Consider the following 21627-nt stretch of genomic DNA (forward strand, 5'->3'; position numbering starts at 1 on the left):
AGCTGAGCTTAACGCTTTAAATTGCAACTAAGCTTTGCTCAAGCATTGCTTTAATTTGCTTAACAATTTTAGCTTCTGTTTCTGGCTCAAATTGTTGAATACGTGGGGTGTGAATATGCCCTGTAGGGATGTCTGAATTAAGCTCATCACGTAGGCGAATACTACGATACGAAATTTCATTTGATAAGTAGCCGCCGCCACCGCCTTTTACTGCAATCGCACCTTCTAACTCTTTAAGTGATTGTGGCTCAAATGCTTTTTCAAGCGTAACGACTTTGTGATTGTCGTTGATTGGGAATGGCCCTTTGGCTTGTTGCATCTGCTTAACTGGTAAGCTGAAAGTGACAAACTCATTGCCCGGAAGAGGGCGGTCGTTTAGGCTTGAAATTTTCGGTGCAGTGGCTGTGCCGCCATACACAATGTTGGCGTTATCGGGTGCCGTTACACTGCGGCGTTTACCCGGAAAGCGTTCAAGATCAAAGTCTTTGCTGCCCATACTGATAGTGGCAATCATATCGACATTGTTAAGTGCATAATATGGCGCAAGTAATGATTCGATAATACCTTGGTCAAAGTCTTCGTAGCGTACTGGCACCATCACCGTATTGATCTCAGCGCTAATGCCATTGTAATTAATCACTTGGCCATCAAGTAATAATGCTGCAACACCGGATGGGTTACTTTGATTAATATTTCTATCTAATAAGAAGGGATCAAAACCTGTAATTAAAATGCGTTTGTCGGTTTTTTTACTGTAATCAAGGTCGGTGCGGCCACGGCTGCCATTTTCGAGCATTGTTAATAACGCGGTTTGTTCGCTGTCGGTCATTGCAAACTGGGGTTTGCTGGTACGAATAATCTTGCTTGAAAGTAAACGCGCCCAATACAGCTCTCGGTCGTCGAAGCTGTTGGTTTTAATTATACGTGCTTTGGCATCGCGCCATAATTGTTTAGCGTAATCATCAATAAGATCACTTGCTTGCTGATAATTAGCGGCAGCTTGCCACTGTTTTTCAAATTGGTTCACTTCATCAGAAAAAGCATTTAACACCTTTGGCATGGCTTTGCTGGCTTTTTCAATACGCAGTTCTTCAACGGTTAAATTGGCTGCAAATGCAGTAAATGACGAGGCGATTAAACCGGTGGCAAGTAAAACTTTTTTCATGATTATCCTATTTAGTTACAGCACGTTTAGTAGGCTTGGCTTAACTATCCTATGGATAAATGCCAAGCGCAAATAAAATCGCTCAGTATCAATTCTGTCTAGCACAGAAAATTAAACAGCCCAGTGGTACTTTAATTATTGGCTTCGTTATTTCGGGGACTAGCGCAAAATAAGCTTTGTTTGTTTAGTTTGAGAATCTTTTAATAACTTGCGGTATTTTGCTGGGGTGATGTGCATTATCGCTTTGAATTCTTTAATTAAATGAGGCTGATCGGTAAAGCCACATTCAAGTGCAATGTCTGCAAAACTCATTTCAGGGTTATCTTTAATTGCTTGTTTAGCAAGTTTTACTCGGTAAATACGCTCAAAATACTTAGGGGTAACGCCGCATTGATCCTTAACTTGCCTTTCGAGCTGACGTTGACTGAGAGGGGCTAGTTGGTAAGCAGTCTCGAGTGGTGTTAACTCAATAAGATTGCGGATAAGGTGCTTTGAGTGTCTGTTACTGTGGTTAATGCTTTTATTATCAGTAAAGTGGCGGCTAATAAGCGCAACAAACACGGCTAAGCTGGCATTATATTGCAGACCTAGTGCAATTTCAGATAGGGACTGCTCTGCAAGGAGTGGGTGAGCGTTTCGCTTTAGTTCAGACAATACGGTTGGGTTAAAACGAATACCACAAAACTGTGCATCGTGTGAAAATGTGACTTTAGATGCTTGAGTCGATGTTTCTTGCACTGCATAAGGAGCAGCAAGCGGCTTGTCATCCAGTAAAACTTCACCAATAACAGGAAACACAAGCCCTGTGGCACCATCGCAGGCAAGCCATTGCTCTCCTTGAGAGTGCGCTGTGGCATACCAAATAGCTTGTATGCTATCGGCAAGATTGCCCTTTGGGGTCATTAATTCGAGCGTTAAATGGTTACTCATTAAACTTCACTGCCTCTATCGATAGCGAAAGTATCATCAATTGAATAGCGTTGTGTCAATTTTTAGTCCAAAAGTAAGCTAGATTAGGAGCTGTTATTCGCACCCTGTTTTTAATCCTGCTATGCTACGGCCATTAGCAATCACTGAGTATTTGAGATGATTAACGATAACGATGTAATTGAAACATTAGACGAGTTAGAAACATTTTTACGCCTAGTTGAAACTGGTGGTTTAGGGCTTGAGAATGTAACAGGTGTTGCCCTTGCAACCAATAATAGTGATGGCCGCCCATTTATTGCGGTACTTGATGATAAACATCAACTTTTACTTGGCCGTTACGTGACTAGTGAAGTGTATGAAAACGGTAAAGATATGGTGCGTTACGGCACTAAAAAACCGCATTAATCATTACTGGTTACGAGTTAAAGTGGGGCGAAGACGCCCCATTTTTATTGGTATTCGGCAAGCTCTCTGTGAATGCTCATTACCAGTTCACTAGGAATGCATAATTGATTAGCAAGCGTGTCTAAGTAGTGTTTAGAAATAGCTTGGTTTAAATCAATTGCGCTGGCACTAGCTGCATATACTTCAATACCCATTTGTGCGTTAGGCACAGCGGCAACTAACTCTGACAGTTGCATTGGCTTTCTTAGCTCATCAAACAGCATGGCCTTTTCTTGCACAGACAATTGCATTGTTTCTACTTGTGCGAAGATTTTTTGTCTTTCTGTTTCATCAATGTGGCCATCTGCATAGGCGGCTGCAATCATAGCGCGCATGAGTAATAATTGCCCATCATTGTGATTATCGTCGATTGCATCAGTAAATGACTGCTCGGGCAGCGTGGCGGGGGTAAAATCAAAACCACGAGAACTAGTTTGCTGAACTGGAGCCGCTTTTTGTTCTGAGTATTGTTTATAGGCTTTCCAGGCAAGGCCACCGACAGCAGCAAGCGCACCATATTTTACGGTTTTTTTACTGCTTTTTTTACTTTTTCCGCCCATTAAGCTCGTTAGTCCGCCGCCAGCAACGCCTCCTAAAAAACCACTCAGCGCACCTGATTTATTTAAATTACCCACTAACTTTTGTAAGTCTTTCATTGTTCTCTCCTTGCAGTTATGTGCCCAGACTAGGTGATTTAAAATGAAAAGGAAACGAGATTAATGTTACAAAACACATCAGCTAACAATTATCTGCTTTAGGTACTTATCTTTAGCTTGCTTAAAATACACTCAGTACTATAAGTTAGGGTTTCTGTTTAATTAATAATAAGGAAAAACTCATGACAGATAATTACACACCACCTGAAGCAAGCCTTCAGATGGCATCTGAAAATAACTCAGGGCAGGGGAAGGTAGACGATTTACCCGAGGGCATTAAAGGCTTTAGTTGGGGCGCTTTCTTGCTAAGTTGGATTTGGGCAATTGGCAACAGCACTTGGATTGGCTTATTGGCCTTAGTGCCTTATGTTGGTTTTATTGTATCGGTGTATTTGGGCTTTAAAGGCCGAGAAATGGCATGGCAAAATAAACGTTGGGATAGCGTTGAGCATTTTCAACGAGTACAAAAACAATGGTCATTTTGGGGCGTATTGATCATTGGTGGCATATTTTTATTGGGTATTGTAGCGGCGATAGCTATCCCTGCTTACCAAGCCAATGTCTAACTTATAAATAGAGCGAAAAGCCAGTATTTACTGGCTTTTTTTATGCCTGAAATGGTCAAAATATGGGTTTAATTACTTACTGGGTTATTATGTTTTTCATTCTTTATTTTATGATAATCGTAAAATAAAGTTTGACAATCATAAATCCGCTGTGTACTTTTTAGACTATGAAAATACGAATCAATCTAGATATAGAATTGGCAAAGAACAAAATGCAGCTGAAAGAGCTATCTCAGCGCATTGATATTTCTATGACCAATTTATCATTGCTAAAAAACGGAAAAGTGAAAGCGATCCGCTTTAGTACCCTTGAAGCTATTTGTGAAGAGCTTAATTGCCAACCCGGCGATATTTTGGTGTACGAACGCGATAGCGAATAACTTTACAACGCAACAGGATTTTGGAGGGCATATGCTCAACCGTGACTATTTACTACCCGGCATAGCAGCAGGATTACTTGCTGTGATTTTTCCCATGTACTGGATCTCAGTTTTTGGCGAAACACTTGATGGCTTAGGAGAGGCGCTTAAGCTTGATTTACAAAGCTTAAACTTTTCAGACCTTGTGTTCGTGCTCATCGGTGCACTTGAAATTTACGTGTACCTGAGTTTACGCAAGGCACTAAAAGATATGTTCGATGTTGAAGGTGTACGCATACTGTTATGTGTGCTTGCGGTGCTGGTATTAGCTTTTCATGCCACTGTGTTATGCGATGTTTATCTTGCTGTTGCAGGTGATAAAGCATCGAATGATGTAATAGAAAGTATTTCAATTATTGCCATGGCGGTCTCTGCTGGGAGTTTAGGCTTGTATGCGTTAGTGGGTTTGATAACAGCCGCTTTATTACTGACAAAGCGCCATGGTATGTCATCGTTGCTAACGGTGTTTTCTATCCTAATGTTGCTGATGTGCATCTTACAGTTAACGGTGATTTTTGCTTATTTAAATGTGTTTTTATTCCCAGCAGCATTATTAATTTTAATGGTGTTCTTTATCAAAAAGCCTGAACAAATCGAAGTGATTTAACAACGCGTTGTAATACAAGGAATAGGGTATGAGCTGGTTTAAAACGATTTTGTTAACGCTATTTTTGTCATCTGTATGGGCTGCTACCTGCGTATATGGTGGTGTCAGTGGCTGGTTTTTAAAACCTATTGCCGAAACGGGCAACACTGAGCAGTTTATTGCAAACAGTCAGGCGCTGATTGCCAACAAACACGCAAACATCGCTTATGTTTTGATTGAAAATGGCCAAGTGTTTTTTCAAGATTACTCAAAAAGCAAAGATGAAATAACCGCCAATACTCTGTTCCCCGTGGCATCACTGAGTAAATTTATTACCGCCTATGGCGTGATGACTCTGGCTGAGCAACAACAAATTCGTTTAGATCGCGCGATTAATGAGCAACTGACGGGCTGGCAGTTACCTGAATCAGAGTTTGATAATCAAACTGTTAGCCTTGCTCATCTGTTATCTCATACTGCGGGGCTTGGTGATGGTTTAGGCTTTGCTGATATTGAGCTAAATGAAACCGTACCAAGCTTGCTTGAGTCACTAAACAAGCCGCTATCATCAACGGGTGTCCGTGAAATTAAAGTCACCAAGCCTGTGGGCGATTTTCAGTATTCTGGGGGCGGCTATTTGATGCTGGAGCTGCTGGTAGAAGAGAAAACGAATCAACGCTTTGCAACTTGGATGGCTGATAACGTCTTTAAGCCAGTTAATATGACTGATGCCAGTTACGATGTACTCACTGAGTTAGACAATATCGCACCTGCTTATGATAAAAGCGGGCAAGTTGCTGGGCATTTTCAATACGCATCGGCAGCGGCAACAGGCTTACTGGCAAGTAGCCATGACTTAATCGTTTTAGTGCAAGCTTTAACATCACCTCAAACAGGGCAGTTAAGCCCGCAAATGATCAGTACCATGCGAGAGCCATTGGCTATTAGCTTAGGCGCACCAATTTGGGGGCTAGGTACCATGCTTTATGCGCCAACAGCATCGGGAGATTTTGTGTTTGGCCATGACGGCGCAAATGAACCTGCAATAAATAGCACGCTTCGTATTAACCCAGATAACAATGATGCAATTATCGTACTTAGTAGCGGCGGTGAACATATTGCATCAAAACTCGGGTATGAATGGACGCTTTGGCAAACCGGTTACCCCGACTTTTTAGCGTTTGATGTTGCCCTGCAAAGTGCTTTTATACCTTGCTTATTAGGCCTTGGCATCATCTTGATAGGTATGCTTGTGGTGCGCTTCAAAAAAGCGAAATAAGCAATTGATGTTAGGTTTAAATTATTTTTCTGCTTTACCCGGTAATTAGTAGCATTGTCATTGTTCATTAACGTGAACAGCTATAGTATTTGCTATACATTGATTATTCAGGGTAGGGCGCATGTTACGATTTTTTTCTATAGACCAAGGTGTGATCACAGAAACTGAGCCAGCTGCTGATACACCGCTTGTTACTTCTATTAAAAATGCCCACTGGATTGATACCATAAATCCGACCGAAGAAGAACGGCAAGCGCTGGCAAGCACGCTTAATATCACCTTACCCGGTGCTGATGATGTTGAAGAAATCGAGGCCTCTTCCCGTTGTTTTATCGACCATGAAGGCTTGCATGTGCATGCGCTTTTCATGTCACCAAATGAAGGGCGCTTTAATACGGTAACCGTGGCTTGTTTACTACAAGACAACTGCTTGCTGACAATCCGCGATGATGAACTAGCCGATTTTCGTCTTTTACGATTGCGTGCTCGGAAAGGGCAGGTAGCGTGTGATAATCCAAAGCAACTTTTGGTGACTTTATTTGACCAAAAAGTCGAAAACCACGCTGATATGCTTGAAGACATGCATCACCAGTTAGAAAAACTCAGTGCCTATGTACTTGAAGAGGATGACTCAGACTTAGAAGAAGCTGTTAGTCGAATTTCGCGCCTTGAAGATAATAACGGTAAAGTTCGTTTATGTTTGATGGATACGCGCCGGAATATCTCGTTTTTACTGCGCCATCTAGGAGCGCCGACAGAAGATCGCGAATCACTACGTGAAATTGTACTCGATATTGATACCCTTATGTCTCACTGTACATTTTTGTTTGATAAGGTGAATTTCTTAATGGACTCGACTCAGGGTTTTATTAACATCGAACAAAACCAAATTATAAAAACCTTCTCTATTGCCTCAGTGGTGTTTTTACCGCCGACCGTTGTCGCCAGTATCTATGGGATGAATTTTAACAGCATGCCTGAACTGCAATGGGCATGGGGTTACCCGTTTGCAATTGGCATTATGTTGCTGTCTGGCTTTGCACCTTACTTGTTCTTTAAACATAAAGGTTGGTTGTAACAAAGCATAAAAAAGCCCAGCAAATGCTGGGCAAGGGGTCTTCGGATAGACCTAGGGGGTTTAACCTTTCAATTCGCCGGTAGACGATTCGATATGTGCACGAACAAACCATTGGAATTGTTCTAAGTCAGCCAGTTGGCCTGTGATCATATCTTCAGAAACAGGGTCTAGCTCACCAAGCTTATCGATAGCTGCACGGTGGTCTTTATTAACACCATTATACACTTTATCAAGCGCTGTTAGGTGGTCAGTCACTAAGCCTTTACCAATTGAATAATCTTGCCAAGTACGGCGTTCTACAATTGATTGAGGTGTACCAACAGGTACGCCGCCCATGGTTGCGATACGCTCTGCAATCGTGTCAGTCATCTCTTGCACTGCGCTTACTTGTGGATCAAGCATTTCGTGTACACCAATAAAATTAGGGCCAACAACATTCCAATGAATGTGTTTTAAAGTGAGGTGTAAATCGATTAAAGCGACCATGCGCTGGTCTAGAATAGCAATCGTGTCCGCTGCAGCTTGGTCTTTAACACCAGGTGCTGTAAATTCTGCGACTTTTGATGATGAATTACTCATTACTCCTCCGAGATTATCTGTAAATTTCCTTTCGCTTTTAATCTAAAAAGCATGTGTAATTACATAGAAGCAAGCGTTGTGCCTGATAATCATAAAACTATAAAGTGTTGAATATAAATGGTTAATTTGATTTTTATCTTGGGCTGGAGTAGTTGTGGTTATGAGGGAGTATGAAAACTCTGCACACCTTCTGTAAAAAATTCAGTGTGCAGATACAAAGTTACGAGTTAAGAAAGTAATGCCGCCGCTAAACGAACAAAGTCTGATGAAGTTAGAATTCCCACTAGGTTGTTATCTTTATCAACCACCGGCATGCAGCCATGACGGTTTTCAACAAAAAACTTAGCAACTTCGTGTAGCGGTTGCTCTGGCGAGATACTGGTAAAATCGGTAGCCATAATATCAACTACTTTGGTTTGCTTTTCCTTGCGTTCAAGAGCGCTGGCGCTGTAATTAGCCATGATATTCATTACCTGAGCAATCATGATTTTTTGCGTTAACATGCCAACTAAACCACCGTGCTCATTGATCACTGGGATATGACGGACATTTTTCTCTTTCATTAGATTATGAGCATCATGCAGGGTATTTTGCGCGCTAATGGCGAATGGGTCTGGCGTCATCAAATCACTAACTAGGTGTGTCATGGCTACATCCTTACAATTAATCAAGTTGTGGTAAGTCTAGCGCTTATCGAGTTAATTGCACTTTAGTGAGATCAAAGTTTTAGTGATTAACGGTGCAAGTGCCAGCATTACTTTGCTGACAATAATGAAAGTCTAAATAATAGTGAGACTTAGCTGGGCGTTCACCTTTAGTGAGGTATTGATACATCAACTCGGCAGAAAGTCGGCCCATTTCAAAAGGGTTTTGACCAATATTGGCCGATGATAATCCTTGCTGTAATACTGCTAATTGCATTTGCTCAGTATCGGCAGAAACAATCACCACTTCTTGATTGGCAATACGTTGTTTATGTTTAGCAATCACGTTTGCATAGTTAGGGTTAAATTGAGCAAAACCGGCTACCGCTAGAAATAGTGGTGGATTTTCAAGGTTAAGCAGTTTGTCGAGTTGACCGAGTGACACCCCTCGCTTACCTAAGCTATATAAAGGGCAACGGTCAAATTCACTCCAGCCATTTTCACCGCTTAAACGTTTCTCTGTTTGCCCTGATAAGGCATAGCGAACGCCTTCAATACGCTTGTTTAAATTAGGCGTTGTTGAATGCCCTGATTGAATACACACTTGATTATTTGCCTTGTTGGTGAATTTTTTTAATTCGTTCCCCAAGGCCACACCATAATCAAAATTATTGGTACCCACATAAGCTAAACGGTACTGCTGATCTTCCTCAAGCAGATCAGAGTCAAAAGTGATCACTGGGATCTGGTTATCGTGTAACTTTTTTAATGCTCTTTCAACAAGGTAATTGGAATCTGTGGTTGCGATTAATAAACCACTAATATTATTTCTGCGAACAAGATCGGTGATCACTAATACTTGCGTGCGAATATCTTGAAAATCTTTGGGGCCGTCGTAAATACATTCAAAATCGAGATGCTGTTTTGCAAATTGCTCACAGCCTTTAAAAGCTTGCTGATAAAAGCTATCGTTTTTAGTTTTACCCACAACAGCCACCACATATTTAGCCTGAATTGGTAGGGAAAAAAACCAAAAACTGGCGCACAAAAACACCCAGTTTAATTTAAAATTTAATAATACTTTTAAAGACATAGCACTACATATTGCAAGTTAAGTATAAGCACGAGCTAATTATAGTGGCAGAGTTCGAATTTACAAGATTGATAGAAAGGTATTTGTTTTCGTAGTGTCCCTAGTCATTTATTCCTTGTTTTGGCTGTTGGTTTCTATGCGATTACGACCATTATTCTTCGCTGCATAAACAGCTTTGTCTGCGCGGTTTACTAAGCTTTCAAAGCTGTCATTTGGTTGCCAATTGGTTAAACCAAAGCTAGCAGTAACCGATATACGATGTTCTCGATAAGCTATTTGACTGGTTTCAAATGTTTTACGTAGGCCCTCTAAAAATTGCTTAGCCGAGCTGATGTCGGTAGCAAAGAACAACAGTAAAAATTCTTCACCACCAAGGCGGCAACATAAGTCACCTTTATTTAAATGGTGTTTCATTAGATCAGAGAACACTTCGAGGACTAGGTCACCGCCATCGTGACCATAGCTATCATTAATCCGTTTGAAGTAATCAATATCAACAACGCAGGCAAATAAACTAGATGTTTGGCTTGGGCTGAATAGTTGCTGTTGTTCAATAATGAATTGCAGCCCGCGGCGATTGTAGAGCCCGGTAAGCGGATCTTTTAAAGACAATTCCAAATAACGCTTTTTTTCATCCACCAACAGGGTGGTGATGAGACCTAGCCCAGTCATAACAAACACGGTTGCATGGGCAATGACGGTCAACGAATACAAGGTCGCTAAGTTATGTTCATGGGTAATAATACTTAGCTGTGAAATGGGCACTAATAGTAAAATGCATTGCGCCATTGACAACACAGTGTTGCCAATATTCTTTTCACATACAGCACGTTTAGTGGTGAAGTAAATAAGTGCCGGTAACACGCTTAATGTAAAGCTGGCTTCGACAAGGGCGAGTTGATTTATATTTTGAGTGAGCAGGGCAAATACAGAAAAAATAGCACCATGCGCAATAATTATCTTATTAAATCGGCTAGGTTCGTCGTGGTTATAAATGGATAATTGTAGCAACGTCATGGAAATCATATAAATCACCACGCCAGAGCGAAAACTTGGTGCAAGGTCTAATAAGTCTTGGATCCACAGCCATGCAAAGCCAATGACACCGAGGTAAAAAAACAGGTTAAATAAGCAAATCGAGCGGTTATTAAAACTACTGCGCATCAGGCGCGTGGCTATAATGGAACAGGTTACTACCGTGATAAGTAAGAAGATAAAAAAGCCGTGGTAAAAGTAATTCTCTACGTTACTAGCCATGAGTTGCACTGAAAAGCTCTAGGTAAATAAAGCTTAGCACAAGAAAAATTACCCACCTTTAAATGTTAGTTTTGTGTGTTGTCGCCTCCCTCAATTAGCGTGTATGCATCATGCGCTTTTTCACTTGGTTTTATGCCTTTTCCTAAAATGATTGTTAATCGTGTGACGATTGTACGCTCTAATAGCGTTGACACATGCAGTGCTGGCGAAGTTTGACTTGTGCACGTTAACAAACCGCAGTGGGCTCTTTGCTCGAAACGAGGTTTGTTAGTGGGCTTGGAGCGTTCTACATCAACTGCCTGCTCGGCAACGAGAAACCAGTCATAACCGGTGTCTATCGTAATGTTGGCGGCTTGCAGCATACTTTGCTCAAGCGCTGAGCGCTTTGAACCGTGACGAGTTTCGTATCGAAGGATATATTGATTATCTGCGAGCTGCTTAGTTGTTAGGCCTGGTATACTTTTATCGGTCGAATGTTGGCTGCTGGTGCAGCCAATTAATACAATGGCGAAATAAGCTAATAACACGTGTTTCATGATTGTCTCGCTTATTGCCAATGGTTAGTCAGTGCTTGTTGTTCTGCGTTACGATCTAACGGCTGGCCTTGAATGTGCTCGTCGATGTAACTATCAAGCGCAGGTGTTTTGCTTGCTAAGCGATAGCTTTGGCTTGACATTGCGCGTTGCTCGCTCGATGCATGAAGCTGCCAAATTCCTTGTTGTTTACAAGCAATATGTGTTTGCTGGGTACTTTTAGAATACAGCGTGTATTGACGGCAAAAATCGCCATTAGTATTAACAAAGCTAAGCTGAGCAGTTAGGCTTCTGTTTGTATCTATTACCGTGTTGTCGCCACTCAGTTTTTGATCTAATGCGTTGGCAATGGGTTGTTCCAAACCTTGTTGTTGAACAAAGCTAGCAATAGCGACTGTAAAAAGCACTGCAATACTTGCTGCAACGGCCATTTGTTTGCGTCCGGCAAGTTTAATTTGCTGCCATTTGGATAGCGAAACGACATTCTCTTTATTATGTTGCTCGATTGTTTGTGCAAGTTCATCAGACAAGGGCATTATATCAATCTGCGCTGCGTGTTGTTTAACTAGCATGTCAACTTCACATAGTTCAGCTAGGCGTAAAGCGAGTTGCTCATCTTCAGCAATTGCATTACGTATTGCTTCCATTTCGTTTGCTGGTAATTCATTGTCTAAAAAAGCACTGAGTGTTTGGTCATCAATCTTCATGCGTTTTCCTTGGTGAAATCAGGCTTAATTAATTGATAAAGTGCGGCTCTGGCTCGTGACAATTTACTCATCACGGTGCCAACAGGTATCTCGAGGGTGTGCGCAACATCTTTGTAAGCCATACCTTGCACTGCCACGAGAGATACTATAGCGCGCTGTTCATCTGGTAAGCTTGTTAAAGCGTTATATACTCGTTGCAAAGTCTCTTGGGTAGCGAAACTCTCTTGTTCATCGTCACAGACGGGTTCTTGAAGTTCAGTATTTTGAACTGCCTTTAAGCGCACTTTTTGCGAGCGGTATTCGTCGATCCAAACATTTCGACAGATCTTGAATGCCCATTTTAGTGGTTCAATATCATCGGGCATGCCTTTTTGTAAAAGTTTCTCGATGGTCATTTGTACAATATCATCGGCATCTGCTTGATTGCCGGTAAGCGAAAATGCAAAACGTCGCAGCGCTGGTAATAAACTGGTTACTGTATTTGTCATAGTTTCCCTTATTGGTTAGGGCAAGGGCCGATTAATGAAACAACTCATCAATGATTCAGCCAACTCACACTACTATAACGGGCAAGAAAAAGTTTTATTCCCAATAAATGCAATTTTTCTTTCACTGAAACGTTATAGTAATACCTAACTAAATGAGAAGTCACTGTAACATGAAATTGAAATCAGTCATTTTAAGTAGTTTGTTGTTTACTTCAAGTACGCTATCAGCAGCGACTATTAAGCCAATAAATGGTGTGATAGAGCAGATAGATCCTGTTGTTAATCAACTTGAACCGCGCATCACTAGCCAAGTAGAAAGCATACGCAAACATGAGTTAATCGACGACGCAACAGCAATTGTGACCTCGCTACCTAAAAGGCTAGAGATACTCAATCAGTTACAGGCTCCTGCATTTGTTGAAGTCGATGTTGAGCATGGTTTTCGTGCAGTTGAAAGGCAGTGGATAATGCTGGCGAATGAACAGCATCAGGCAAAACTCTTACAAATTGGCGCACAAATTATCGTCACTAAACAATACACGTCATTAGGTTTGTCATTAGTTCGGTTTGTTGTCCCGGCCAATTACGATTCAAAAGCGCATTTGCAACGTTTACTTTCACTCGATGATGCATCGTTATTGGATAGAAATCATATTTATCAAGCGCAAAATGGTTCTCAGCAAGAAGCGCCTTCATCAAAGCCTACAGCAATGTGTGACTGGTTTGTAAAAATAGGCATGATAGATAGTGCGATTGACACGACTCATCCGGGATTTAGTAATACACAGATAAAAACGCAGTCATTTCTTACAAATGACTTAGTATCACCCGATTTGCACGGCACTGCGGTTGCTGGCGTTTTGGTCGGTAAGTATGGGCAGCTCATGCCGTTATTAACTGAGGCAACATTATACAGCGCGGCGGTGTTTTATCAGCAGTCTGATTTATCACAAGGGGCGACATTAGCTGCAATAGTTGACGCACTTAATTGGTTGGTTGCTAACGAGGTGCCTGTTATCAATATGAGTTTTACAGGGCCCGACAACGCTATTTTAGCGGCAGCAATTAATGCCACAGCGGCTAAAAAAGTAACTTTAGTGGCGGCTGCAGGCAATGAAGGACCTGCTGCGCTGCCACTTTACCCTGCGGCATACCAACATGTCATTGCTGTCACGGCACTGGATAGCCAAAAGCGAATTTATCGCTGGTCAAACAGAGGTGATTATATTGATTTTGCAGCATTAGGCGTCAATGTCATGACGTTAAAAGCTGGAGGGGATCTTGGTCGGGAATCTGGAACCTCTATTGCCGCGCCGCGTATTTCAGCGGCGGCTGCATGTTTAGCGGCAAGGCCTAATACAACTCCTAAAAACATTTACCACGCGTTACAGCAACAAGCGAATGATTTAGGTGAAGTGGGCAAAGATGCGGTGTTTGGACATGGTGTAATTGATTAAAAGCTGGCTTTTAATGACAGCGAAGCAATGCTTTGGGTATAGGTGTTTGCTGCCAGCTTAGATTGATAATCGCCGTACTCTGCTTCAGTAACAATTTGCAAAGAGTCAAAAACAGAAAGCTGCCAAAATGCGCTGACTACACTGCGACTTTCATCCCGTGATGGCTCGCTTTGTGTAAGTGATTGGTTGATAACTTCTTGGTAGTTTTTATCTTGATAGCGCCAGCTTAATCCTGCTTTATTGCTTATATCAAACGCTTTAAAACGATGAGTGATGCCCGTATTTAAGCCCCAACTTTTAAAGTTAAATTGCTCTGAATCAGCATTTTCTCTATCTAAACTAGCGCCTAAAAGCAGCATCGTTTTACCCTGATTAATAAAGTAATACAGGTTTGAATCAAGCCCTAACCCTTTTGCATCGCGCATTGACTGTGTGGCGAATTGTTTATCTGATGCCCTAATCGCAGTGCGCAGATAGGTTGTTGGATTAACGTAATGGCCAACATACAAACTTACCTGATCCAAGGTTAAAAATGTTTCTTTTGCTACTTTTGCTAAAGCACCGTCATAACGTATACCTACATCAGTACCAGAAATGCTATAGCTAGAATCAAGGCTATATTGATGCAATGCCAAGTCATACTGGTCAAGCTGGTGATAATTGGTTTGCTCGTATCGATAACTTGGTGTGAACTTGAGGTTGTTAGTTGCATGTAACTCAGCACTAACACCAGCTTTAAGTATTGAACCTGTATCACTTTGTGAAGAAATATCATCTAACTCTTTAATGGCTAAATCAGAGTTAGTTGTTAAGCCAATTTGTGCATCAGCATGAAAAGTTGCATCCGTAGCAAACACTTGAATGCTTGTGGTTAACGCACTTAAGGTGATGAGCTTATTAATTGTACGCATAATAATCTCCTAAAGGAGCGCCGAGTGATAACCCGGCACGTTATTGGTTAAAGGCCTAAGTTCAGGCTGTTTTGAATGTTATTAACGACTTCGGTAGTTGTCGCTGCGGTTATTTGCTCAGCAACTTGTTGGTTAACGCTGTTGCTAACAGTTGATGAAATGGTTTGCTCAACACTACTTTGTACAGAGTTCATTGCAGCTTGTTGTACATTGCTAGTCAGTGATGATTGCAGGTCATTAGTGATTTGCGAGGCCTGACTTAAGCCTGCAGTGCTTAGCTCACTAGGCTCTAAAGACGCTAATACATCTGTTTGCTGACTCAATTGATTTTGCATTGCGTTGGTTATGTTCGAATTTGTGTTAGCGACGGCCACATTACTAACAGCAGTTGTCGCAGTTGACAGCATTGACTCAACTGCTAGCGCTACGGTATTGGCTGCTTGAGAAGCGCTTGATACTGAGTTTGTTAAACCAAGCTCGGGCATTGTTTCAGCAGGCTGCTGTTCATCGTTTTCAATCGTTGTTTGATTATTTGCTTGTCCGCTATTTGAACTTTCAGTATTCACACCAACTGATGAATTTTGTGTTGTTGCTGAGCCTGACAGTTGAGTTGATTGCATCATTGTCGTATTCGACGATGCTTGGTTTGAACTAGTCGAAACTTGATTATCACTGGCTGTTTGCTGTTCAGATGCGACTGATAGTTGCACGTTAGCTGCTGATGAAGCCGCTGAAAAGCCTGTTGCAGTTACGACACAGATTGCGATAAGTGATTGTTTTAAATTTGTCATTGTCTCGTCCTCTTTTTTGCGAATTGACATAGAGGTAACGAGTGGGCGAAAGGTTTATTCCAAAAAGTTTTAACTTTTTTCAATCAAATTAGCTAACTTATTGAAAGCTAGACAGAGATTTCACTTTTTGTTCATTCACAGGTCGCTAAACTTTAAACTTTAAATTTTAAAGATACCACTGCGATGAAAAAGAGTTTTGTTTTAGCCTTATTTTTTTGTTCTGGGCCAGTTTTGGCCAACAGTGTATGTGGTGGAACGTCTGCCAATGGCTATGTACGTAATGCAGTAAAACTACCCAGCAAAGGTAACAACTTTACCAGCTACAGCAAAGTGGCTGAGCTGGCAGGACGTACGTATGTTCATTCGCAGGTAAAAAACATTATTGTTGATGCCTACCAAGCGCTCCAGAAATCCCATCCAGATAAACGATACAAATACGCTGAAACGGGCTTAGAAAATGGCGGGAAATTTAGTCCGCATAAAACCCATCAAAATGGTTTGTCTGTTGATTTTATGACACCGGTTGTTAACGAAAAGGGGCTATCAGTTCATTTGCCTACACATGTGTTTAATCGTTTTGGCTACGATATTGAATTTGATAAACAAGGCCAGTTTGAACAGTTTAAGATTGATTACACCGCTTTAGCAGCTCATATTGTTGAGCTGCATAAATCGGCAACAGCAAAAGGTTACGATCTTTGGCGAGTGATCTTTGACCCAACCTTGCAAGCTGGGCTTTATAAAACCAAGTATGCCGACTATTTAAAAGCGCATATTCAGTTTTCAACTAAACCATCCAGAGTGCGACATGATGAGCATTACCATGTCGACTTTTTAGTGCCGTGTGAAATATAAGCCAAGCCAAGCAAAGCAAAGCAAAGCTTGCTCAAATTAAAACAAACTAAACATCACTGAAGCGATTAATAGTATTGCCATTAGGTAGTTAAATGCTTTTAAGCGCTTTGGGCTGGCGAGCCAGTGTTGTAGTTTTTCGCCAAGTAAAGTCCACGAGCTGACACAAGGCAGGTTAATTAAGCCAAATACGAGGCTTACGATTAACACTGAGGTGAGGTTTTTGTCTGGGGCATATAAGCTTACCGCGCTTAATGCCATTGCCCACGCTTTTGGGTTTACCCATTGAAATAGTGCAGCCTGAATAAAAGTAAACGGCTTACTCTCACTACTGGCTTTTTGTTGTGCGTTACTTGTGGCAATTTTAAACGCCAGATAGAGTAAGTAAGCAATACAAAATATTTTTAATATCAAATAGCTTGGTGGAAATAAGTCAAATAGCTGCATGATGCCAAGGCCTACTAAAACCAGCATCAACATAAAGCCAAGCGTCACGCCAAGTAAGTGTGGTGTGGTTCTTTTAAAGCCAAAGTTAGCACCTGAGCTCATCAACATTAAGTTATTTGGCCCTGGGGTAATTGATGACACCAAAGCAAATAATGCCAAGGCTGTTAAAATTTCAAAACTCATCGCTATCTCTCCATTTGAATTTAGATGCAATTATAAGTTGTAATGCGCGCAATTTTTGCGCTTAATGTTGTTGTGTGTATTTAAATTTCACAATCAAAAATGAAAAAAGATAAAATTAACGACAGAATATTGCATGAGCTTAAGCGCAATGGCCGAATTGCCAATGCCGAGCTGGCAGATAAAGTGGGTTTATCACCTTCGGCATGCCTTCGTAGAGTGCAAGAGCTAGAAAAGCTTGGGGTTATTGCGGGGTATCGGGCGGTTATAAATAATCAGGCTGTTGGCCTAGGATTTATCGCTTATGTTGGGGTTGGTTTAAATGAGCACTCAACAGTATCTCAGCGAGCATTCGAACACGCTCTTGAGTTTATTGATGAAGTAAAAGAGTGCCACAATGTAACTGGCTCGTTTGAATATTTGCTGAGAGTCGAGACGGCGGATCTTAAGTCCTATAAAGCGTTTCATGCTGATGTGCTAGGCTCAATACCACAGGTACGTACCATTACAACTCATGTGGTAATGGAATCACCTAAGGACGAACGCGCTTAATAATAGAGTTTGTACCTTTTTTGTTATTAATTTATTGCGAGCTATAAGGCCTTAGTCTAAAATCTTCGCGTTAAAATAATAATATATAAGGAAATTACGTGAAAACGTTAAAGCCTTTTTTGGCGTTTATAGCTTTAGGTTTATTAGCAGGCTGTCAATCGACAACCGAAACAGGTGTATCGATGGCCCGCTTTGAGAGCCCAGAGATCAACAGTGATCCCTTTCATTTTCGTGCAACTGTCGGTACAGATACAAGCAAGATCATTGCGAAAGATACCAGCGAGAGTACATCAACGAGTACAGCGTTAACGACTTCGATGAGTATGACCTTAGGTTATTCGACGGAGCTTACCGTAGGGGTTGGTATTGGTGGCGATCATGATTATGAAAAATACGCTATTAAGCATCAGTTTTATGGCAGCCCTTTAGAATCGGCCGTCGAGAAAAACTTCTCTATGGCCGTCAGCCTAGGCTATATTCGCAGTGAAGATGCGGGGTATGGTCCACTATTAGCGGGTAATTATGATGACGATACCTATGATTGGGATTTGTCGCACGATACTTATGATATTGCACTTATTTCAGGATACCGTTTAAGCTCAAAAGCCTTGCTATACGGCAGTGTCTTTTATCAAAAAGGCTCTATTGATGTTGATTATACCCAGATGTATTACCGTACAGAGGAAGGTGATGTATTTTTATCGGGAGCATGTAGTGATACGCCAGAGCAATGCCTTGATTTTAGTGCTGATCACGACGGTCATAATGCTGGTGTCAGCATCGCACTTGAATATGCATTTACGCATTGGTTCGCTATTACAGGTGAAGCAGTTTATAAATCGATGAACTGGTTTGATCGCAGTGAAAGCGAGACTGCGGCAAATGTAAACGTTGAATTTAGGTTCTAGGTTCGGTTTTTCGAGAAAAAGGCATTAGCAAGCGCTAGTGCCTTTTTTGTTTAACGGGCAGTTAGCGCAATAATCAGCGGCTACAAGTTGGTAGTGTAAGCAGCAGGTTTTACGCATAAATGTCAGCGTATTGTTTTGATCACGAAAGCGATGTTTACCACATAGCTTTTGCCATGGTTGAAAACGTTTTGCTATAAATTCTATCGATTTCTCTGGCCAGCAAGCGATTAACGCTGCGTGGAAAGTATCACTTTGTAAACGTTTTAATAATCCTTTATTTAGCCTGTATTGCAATGGCAGGTTATCATTCCAAGCATGCTGGTGGTCAAATAAATGATTGGCTGCCAGTTCAATCAAATCTGCATTATTAAAAGAGTCTTGTTGAGCCATGATATTTAAATTAGTCAAACCATAAATATGTGAGCCCATTACCCGCTGCTTAATATTGACCAGATCAGGAATGCAACCAAGGTGCTCTACACTGGCTACTAATAAGTAAATAACTTGCCAGCTCAGTTGTAAGTAGAGATTGATTGCGACATATCCCTCAGTAACATTTGCCCCTCTTAATTTTATAGCGTTAGCCAAATCGGTTAATTGCTTGCTAGTTAAACATTGACTACTAAACCATTGTTCATCAATTGTTGGAGTTAAGAACGTCAGCAGTGAGCACTGCTGACGTAAGGCTAACTCAAGCTTATTATGCTGTTGTGTTTGCAAGTGCATATTGCGCCAATGGGTTTTGTAAATCACCTGCATACTGCAAGCTTGAAGCTGGGTCGGTTATATCAACCATTTGTTGATTGTTACGCAGCTGTAAGCGGTTTAAGCAAGACAATGGGAATGACTCAGCAAATAAATCATGCTCAGCAAACTTGTCTTTTAGCGCTGGGTGGCTCGCCTGATACTGAACAATTGTATCGGCGACGGCTTGCCAAAATTGTTGCTCGGTCAGTAGGCCATCAGTTACTAAAATTGCCGAAAGGTAGCGGAAGAAGCAATCGAAAATGTCAGTAAAAATAGACAACACGGCAACGCCTTCTGGAATGGTTACCTTAATCCGCTTTATTTCATCATTCAGCTCGATGTTACTATTTAATAAGGCAATTTCTTCACCAATGTCTTTAATGAATACGCCTAACGGAACATGATTGTTAAATCGAACGATGAGGTTTTCACCATGTGGCATAAAGACTAAATCATACTGGTAAAAACAATGTAGCAATGGTGTCATATAAGCCTGTAAGTAGTGGGCTAGCCACTTATCAGCACTTAGCCCCGATTTGGCAATTTTAGCACTTACAAATGAACGGCCTTCGCTATCGATATGAAGCAGACTTGCCATAGTGGCAAGGCTTTCATTCTCGTCCATGTATTGAGCGGGATTTTCACGCCAAAGAGCCGCCATCATTTTCTTATAAGGGTTATCGCCAAGCGCAGGATGAGTGTAATATTGCTCATCAAAGCCAAGGGTTGCGACTTCTCTTAAAGGTTGAAACTTCAGTGATTTTAAATAGCTATCTTGGTTTACTAAGTCGAACAACCATTGATTTATTGCCGGAGTTACTTTCATATAGGCGCTCGATAAGCCCCGCATAAAGCCCATATTTAAAATCGATAAGGCGGTTTTAACATAGCATTTGTGTGGTTTGCTGATGTTATACAGGGTACGAATTGATTGCTGCGGTAAATAACTATCTTGCGAGTAGCCTAAGCACACAATGTGTTTTTGCGAGATATGATAGCTATAAACATGGACTAATTTGTTGAACCACTGCCATGGGTGCATAGGAAATAATAGATAGTCACTTGGCTTTAAACCTTGCTCAGTCAGTGCTTTTTCAAAGCGCAAACGCTCAGCTACATCAAGCTCATCGGCAATCAAGCTTTCGTATTTATAATCATCGGTACTTTTAAAGGTGGTATGCTGTTTGTGGCACGCAAGCCATATTATTTGAAATGGGTTTGCGGCTTCTGGGGTATATTGGTGAAAATCTTGTGAGTTAAAACCAATGCGGCCATTGTTTGCAATAAAGCTTGGGTGACCCATGGTCATTTGGGTTTCGATCACTTGAAAATCTGCGTCTGCTAATTGCTGAGCGCTATAGCGATTATTTTTAAATTTAAATGCAAAGCCACTGAGTGTGCTCGCGAGTTCTTCGAGATAGGTGCCAAGCATTGATTTATCTATGTTTAACTTGTCATTAAACTCAAGCACAAACGCGATAGCGTCTAATGGTTGACTGTGATCAAGCGCCATTTTAGTAATGCTATTTGGCTCAACTTGTAGGTGATTAAGCAGCATTGATTCACCTTTAAACTGATAGCTTTGCCCACCCATGGTATGCAACACGTAATGGTTAGGTTTGTCACTGTCGTAGCTAAACAGTCGTTCGTGATAAAACTCACTGAGCATTTTGGCAATCAGTAAACGATTTGCGTATTGCCAAGCCTGTTGGTCTAGGTGAGAAGTACTGCTAGAGGGCGTTGCTTGTTGCACTGCAGGCCCTTGCTTTGAAATGTCGAATCGAGACGAAAGATGCTGTAAGTAATTAAAATGATCTTTTTCTAAACTACCAAGTAATGCGGTTTTCTCACCCAATTTTATAACTTTATGATGACTGAAACCTGCCTTTAAGTTAAGGCTATGAATTTTATGATTGGCTACATCTGGCTCCACAATCACTCGCTCACAGGCGAGGGTATTAAACATAAACTCTAACACCGACTGCATAACAGCAAGACTAAACCCTGCCACAGAGAACTGCTTTGGAGCGAGTAAAATATGCATGCCTAAATCGCCGTTTTTAAGCGCTAGGTGGTTCTCAAGTTTTAGTATTTGTGGTTTGTAAATCTCAATTAAAGCAATCGGTGTTTGGTTTATTTCAAGCAAATAGGCTTGTTGAGCCTCATCTTTATTGAGTGTTGTATAAAATTCTAAAATTTCTTCGGGTGAATGTTCCATTGCTCCCCAAAACTGGGCTTGGGGGTGTTTAAGCCAAGGGGTAATAATCGTTAGATCGTGTTCAGGGTTTAATGTTCTGATTTTTACATCACCAAGCAAAGCGTGCTTGATAGGAGTTTCAGTGATGTTTTTCATAATTG

At 41.3% G+C, this 21627-nt stretch carries 25 protein-coding genes; 10 read left to right on the top strand and 15 right to left on the bottom strand.

The features are described 5' to 3' along the window. Nucleotides 1-16: 16 nt before the first annotated feature. On the bottom strand, nucleotides 17-1165 hold the full coding sequence (locus tag CWC28_RS09755) for a PA0049 C-terminal domain-containing protein (protein ID WP_063700466.1): 1149 nt from the start codon (nucleotides 1163-1165) through the stop codon (nucleotides 17-19). Between the two features lie 159 nt (nucleotides 1166-1324). Then, nucleotides 1325-2095, bottom strand: coding sequence for an AraC family transcriptional regulator (locus CWC28_RS09760; RefSeq protein ID WP_105174733.1), 771 nt, complete (start codon nucleotides 2093-2095; stop codon nucleotides 1325-1327). 156 nt (nucleotides 2096-2251) lie between these two features. Between CWC28_RS09760 and CWC28_RS09765 the strand changes: the two genes are divergently transcribed. Further along, complete coding sequence (locus tag CWC28_RS09765) at nucleotides 2252-2500, top strand: hypothetical protein (RefSeq protein ID WP_054560719.1); 249 nt, start codon at nucleotides 2252-2254, stop codon at nucleotides 2498-2500. A 44-nt stretch (nucleotides 2501-2544) separates the two neighbouring features. On the opposite strand, the gene CWC28_RS09770 is transcribed toward CWC28_RS09765, so the two are convergent. Continuing rightward, nucleotides 2545-3195 carry a tellurite resistance TerB family protein gene (locus tag CWC28_RS09770; protein WP_105174732.1) on the bottom strand — a complete coding sequence of 217 codons (651 nt, stop codon included), beginning with the start codon at nucleotides 3193-3195 and terminating at the stop codon, nucleotides 2545-2547. Nucleotides 3196-3377: 182 nt separating this feature from the next. Here CWC28_RS09770 and CWC28_RS09775 point away from each other — a divergent pair, with 182 nt between their 5' ends. The 5 genes from CWC28_RS09775 to corA all read left to right on the top strand — a co-directional run bounded on the left by CWC28_RS09775 (nucleotide 3378) and on the right by corA (nucleotide 7123). Continuing rightward, on the top strand, nucleotides 3378-3761 hold the full coding sequence (locus CWC28_RS09775) for a hypothetical protein (protein ID WP_063700461.1): 384 nt from the start codon (nucleotides 3378-3380) through the stop codon (nucleotides 3759-3761). Nucleotides 3762-3928: 167 nt separating this feature from the next. Further along, on the top strand, nucleotides 3929-4141 hold the full coding sequence (locus CWC28_RS09780; RefSeq protein WP_054560716.1) for a helix-turn-helix domain-containing protein: 213 nt from the start codon (nucleotides 3929-3931) through the stop codon (nucleotides 4139-4141). A 31-nt stretch (nucleotides 4142-4172) separates the two neighbouring features. After that, nucleotides 4173-4787, top strand: a complete 615-nt coding sequence (locus CWC28_RS09785; protein WP_105174730.1) for a hypothetical protein — start codon at nucleotides 4173-4175, stop codon at nucleotides 4785-4787. Between the two features lie 28 nt (nucleotides 4788-4815). Further along, nucleotides 4816-6045, top strand: coding sequence for a serine hydrolase domain-containing protein (locus CWC28_RS09790; RefSeq protein WP_138625076.1), 1230 nt, complete (start codon nucleotides 4816-4818; stop codon nucleotides 6043-6045). Between the two features lie 121 nt (nucleotides 6046-6166). Next, entirely contained in the window at nucleotides 6167-7123 is a 957-nt protein-coding gene (corA, locus tag CWC28_RS09795) for a magnesium/cobalt transporter CorA (RefSeq protein WP_055021294.1), read from the top strand. Nucleotides 7124-7183: 60 nt separating this feature from the next. Here corA and dps read toward each other — a convergent pair whose 3' ends face one another. From dps to CWC28_RS09830, 7 genes are all read right to left on the bottom strand, one after another. After that, complete coding sequence (gene dps / locus CWC28_RS09800; protein WP_063700453.1) at nucleotides 7184-7702, bottom strand: DNA starvation/stationary phase protection protein Dps; 519 nt, start codon at nucleotides 7700-7702, stop codon at nucleotides 7184-7186. 227 nt (nucleotides 7703-7929) lie between these two features. Next, complete coding sequence (locus tag CWC28_RS09805; protein WP_054551886.1) at nucleotides 7930-8349, bottom strand: CBS domain-containing protein; 420 nt, start codon at nucleotides 8347-8349, stop codon at nucleotides 7930-7932. 79 nt (nucleotides 8350-8428) lie between these two features. Then, nucleotides 8429-9334: a substrate-binding domain-containing protein gene (locus tag CWC28_RS09810; RefSeq protein ID WP_234003577.1), complete on the bottom strand. Its 906-nt coding sequence runs from the start codon at nucleotides 9332-9334 to the stop codon at nucleotides 8429-8431. 213 nt (nucleotides 9335-9547) lie between these two features. After that, on the bottom strand, nucleotides 9548-10696 hold the full coding sequence (locus CWC28_RS09815; RefSeq protein ID WP_082873964.1) for a GGDEF domain-containing protein: 1149 nt from the start codon (nucleotides 10694-10696) through the stop codon (nucleotides 9548-9550). 65 nt (nucleotides 10697-10761) lie between these two features. After that, a complete protein-coding gene (locus tag CWC28_RS09820; protein WP_138625077.1) occupies nucleotides 10762-11232 on the bottom strand; it encodes a CC0125/CC1285 family lipoprotein in 471 nt (156 codons plus the stop codon). Nucleotides 11233-11243: 11 nt separating this feature from the next. Further along, complete coding sequence (locus CWC28_RS09825) at nucleotides 11244-11936, bottom strand: RT0821/Lpp0805 family surface protein (protein ID WP_063700444.1); 693 nt, start codon at nucleotides 11934-11936, stop codon at nucleotides 11244-11246. Next, nucleotides 11933-12424: an RNA polymerase sigma factor gene (locus CWC28_RS09830; RefSeq protein WP_138625078.1), complete on the bottom strand. Its 492-nt coding sequence runs from the start codon at nucleotides 12422-12424 to the stop codon at nucleotides 11933-11935. Before CWC28_RS09830 ends, CWC28_RS09825 begins: the two co-directional genes overlap by 4 nt. A gap of 170 nt (nucleotides 12425-12594) precedes the next feature. On the opposite strand from CWC28_RS09830, the gene CWC28_RS09835 reads away from it, so the two are divergent. Then, nucleotides 12595-13881, top strand: a complete 1287-nt coding sequence (locus tag CWC28_RS09835) for a S8 family serine peptidase (RefSeq protein ID WP_249324962.1) — start codon at nucleotides 12595-12597, stop codon at nucleotides 13879-13881. On the opposite strand, the gene CWC28_RS09840 is transcribed toward CWC28_RS09835, so the two are convergent. Next, nucleotides 13878-14792 (bottom strand): surface lipoprotein assembly modifier, encoded by a 915-nt coding sequence (locus tag CWC28_RS09840; protein WP_138625080.1) that lies wholly within the window; start codon nucleotides 14790-14792, stop codon nucleotides 13878-13880. The two genes, CWC28_RS09835 and CWC28_RS09840, sit on opposite strands and share 4 nt — an antisense overlap. Before the next feature lie 47 nt (nucleotides 14793-14839). Beyond that, nucleotides 14840-15583, bottom strand: a complete 744-nt coding sequence (locus CWC28_RS09845; RefSeq protein WP_138625081.1) for a hypothetical protein — start codon at nucleotides 15581-15583, stop codon at nucleotides 14840-14842. Between the two features lie 183 nt (nucleotides 15584-15766). Between CWC28_RS09845 and CWC28_RS09850 the strand changes: the two genes are divergently transcribed. After that, complete coding sequence (locus tag CWC28_RS09850) at nucleotides 15767-16438, top strand: penicillin-insensitive murein endopeptidase (RefSeq protein WP_138625082.1); 672 nt, start codon at nucleotides 15767-15769, stop codon at nucleotides 16436-16438. 36 nt (nucleotides 16439-16474) lie between these two features. Here the strand turns inward: CWC28_RS09850 and CWC28_RS09855 are convergent, their stop codons facing one another. Further along, the gene (locus CWC28_RS09855) at nucleotides 16475-17065 is read right to left on the bottom strand and encodes a LysE family translocator (RefSeq protein ID WP_138625083.1); all 591 of its coding nucleotides are present in this window, start codon (nucleotides 17063-17065) and stop codon (nucleotides 16475-16477) included. A 99-nt stretch (nucleotides 17066-17164) separates the two neighbouring features. On the opposite strand from CWC28_RS09855, the gene CWC28_RS09860 reads away from it, so the two are divergent. Beyond that, nucleotides 17165-17614, top strand: a complete 450-nt coding sequence (locus CWC28_RS09860; RefSeq protein WP_054551870.1) for an Lrp/AsnC family transcriptional regulator — start codon at nucleotides 17165-17167, stop codon at nucleotides 17612-17614. A gap of 98 nt (nucleotides 17615-17712) precedes the next feature. Then, the gene (locus tag CWC28_RS09865; RefSeq protein ID WP_138625084.1) at nucleotides 17713-18522 is read left to right on the top strand and encodes a hypothetical protein; all 810 of its coding nucleotides are present in this window, start codon (nucleotides 17713-17715) and stop codon (nucleotides 18520-18522) included. Between the two features lie 24 nt (nucleotides 18523-18546). On the opposite strand, the gene CWC28_RS09870 is transcribed toward CWC28_RS09865, so the two are convergent. Further along, nucleotides 18547-19248 (bottom strand): (2Fe-2S)-binding protein, encoded by a 702-nt coding sequence (locus tag CWC28_RS09870; protein WP_171038303.1) that lies wholly within the window; start codon nucleotides 19246-19248, stop codon nucleotides 18547-18549. Further along, nucleotides 19223-21622, bottom strand: a complete 2400-nt coding sequence (locus CWC28_RS09875; protein ID WP_138625086.1) for a GNAT family N-acetyltransferase — start codon at nucleotides 21620-21622, stop codon at nucleotides 19223-19225. Before CWC28_RS09875 ends, CWC28_RS09870 begins: the two co-directional genes overlap by 26 nt. Between the last annotated feature and the right edge of the window lie 5 nt (nucleotides 21623-21627).

The organism is Pseudoalteromonas sp. S4492 (genome assembly GCF_005886115.1).
Classification (GTDB): Bacteria; Pseudomonadota; Gammaproteobacteria; order Enterobacterales; family Alteromonadaceae; genus Pseudoalteromonas; species Pseudoalteromonas gelatinilytica.

Bases quoted from the DNA above. Each gene is read 5' to 3' on its own strand.
- CWC28_RS09755 (WP_063700466.1), bottom strand. From the start codon at position 1,165: ATGAAAAAAGTTTTACTTGCCACCGGTTTAATCGCCTCGTCATTTACT.
- CWC28_RS09870 (WP_171038303.1), bottom strand. From the start codon at position 19,248: ATGCACTTGCAAACACAACAGCATAATAAGCTTGAGTTAGCCTTACGT.
- CWC28_RS09760 (WP_105174733.1), bottom strand. From the start codon at position 2,095: ATGAGTAACCATTTAACGCTCGAATTAATGACCCCAAAGGGCAATCTT.
- CWC28_RS09845 (WP_138625081.1), bottom strand. From the start codon at position 15,583: ATGACAAATTTAAAACAATCACTTATCGCAATCTGTGTCGTAACTGCA.
- CWC28_RS09825 (WP_063700444.1), bottom strand. From the start codon at position 11,936: ATGAAGATTGATGACCAAACACTCAGTGCTTTTTTAGACAATGAATTA.
- dps (WP_063700453.1), bottom strand. From the start codon at position 7,702: ATGAGTAATTCATCATCAAAAGTCGCAGAATTTACAGCACCTGGTGTT.
- CWC28_RS09785 (WP_105174730.1), top strand. From the start codon at position 4,173: ATGCTCAACCGTGACTATTTACTACCCGGCATAGCAGCAGGATTACTT.
- CWC28_RS09855 (WP_138625083.1), bottom strand. From the start codon at position 17,065: ATGAGTTTTGAAATTTTAACAGCCTTGGCATTATTTGCTTTGGTGTCA.
- CWC28_RS09875 (WP_138625086.1), bottom strand. From the start codon at position 21,622: ATGAAAAACATCACTGAAACTCCTATCAAGCACGCTTTGCTTGGTGAT.
- CWC28_RS09780 (WP_054560716.1), top strand. From the start codon at position 3,929: ATGAAAATACGAATCAATCTAGATATAGAATTGGCAAAGAACAAAATG.
- CWC28_RS09860 (WP_054551870.1), top strand. From the start codon at position 17,165: ATGAAAAAAGATAAAATTAACGACAGAATATTGCATGAGCTTAAGCGC.
- CWC28_RS09830 (WP_138625078.1), bottom strand. From the start codon at position 12,424: ATGACAAATACAGTAACCAGTTTATTACCAGCGCTGCGACGTTTTGCA.
- CWC28_RS09835 (WP_249324962.1), top strand. From the start codon at position 12,595: ATGAAATTGAAATCAGTCATTTTAAGTAGTTTGTTGTTTACTTCAAGT.
- CWC28_RS09775 (WP_063700461.1), top strand. From the start codon at position 3,378: ATGACAGATAATTACACACCACCTGAAGCAAGCCTTCAGATGGCATCT.
- CWC28_RS09850 (WP_138625082.1), top strand. From the start codon at position 15,767: ATGAAAAAGAGTTTTGTTTTAGCCTTATTTTTTTGTTCTGGGCCAGTT.
- corA (WP_055021294.1), top strand. From the start codon at position 6,167: ATGTTACGATTTTTTTCTATAGACCAAGGTGTGATCACAGAAACTGAG.
- CWC28_RS09840 (WP_138625080.1), bottom strand. From the start codon at position 14,792: ATGCGTACAATTAATAAGCTCATCACCTTAAGTGCGTTAACCACAAGC.
- CWC28_RS09820 (WP_138625077.1), bottom strand. From the start codon at position 11,232: ATGAAACACGTGTTATTAGCTTATTTCGCCATTGTATTAATTGGCTGC.
- CWC28_RS09765 (WP_054560719.1), top strand. From the start codon at position 2,252: ATGATTAACGATAACGATGTAATTGAAACATTAGACGAGTTAGAAACA.
- CWC28_RS09770 (WP_105174732.1), bottom strand. From the start codon at position 3,195: ATGAAAGACTTACAAAAGTTAGTGGGTAATTTAAATAAATCAGGTGCG.
- CWC28_RS09815 (WP_082873964.1), bottom strand. From the start codon at position 10,696: ATGGCTAGTAACGTAGAGAATTACTTTTACCACGGCTTTTTTATCTTC.
- CWC28_RS09805 (WP_054551886.1), bottom strand. From the start codon at position 8,349: ATGACACACCTAGTTAGTGATTTGATGACGCCAGACCCATTCGCCATT.
- CWC28_RS09790 (WP_138625076.1), top strand. From the start codon at position 4,816: ATGAGCTGGTTTAAAACGATTTTGTTAACGCTATTTTTGTCATCTGTA.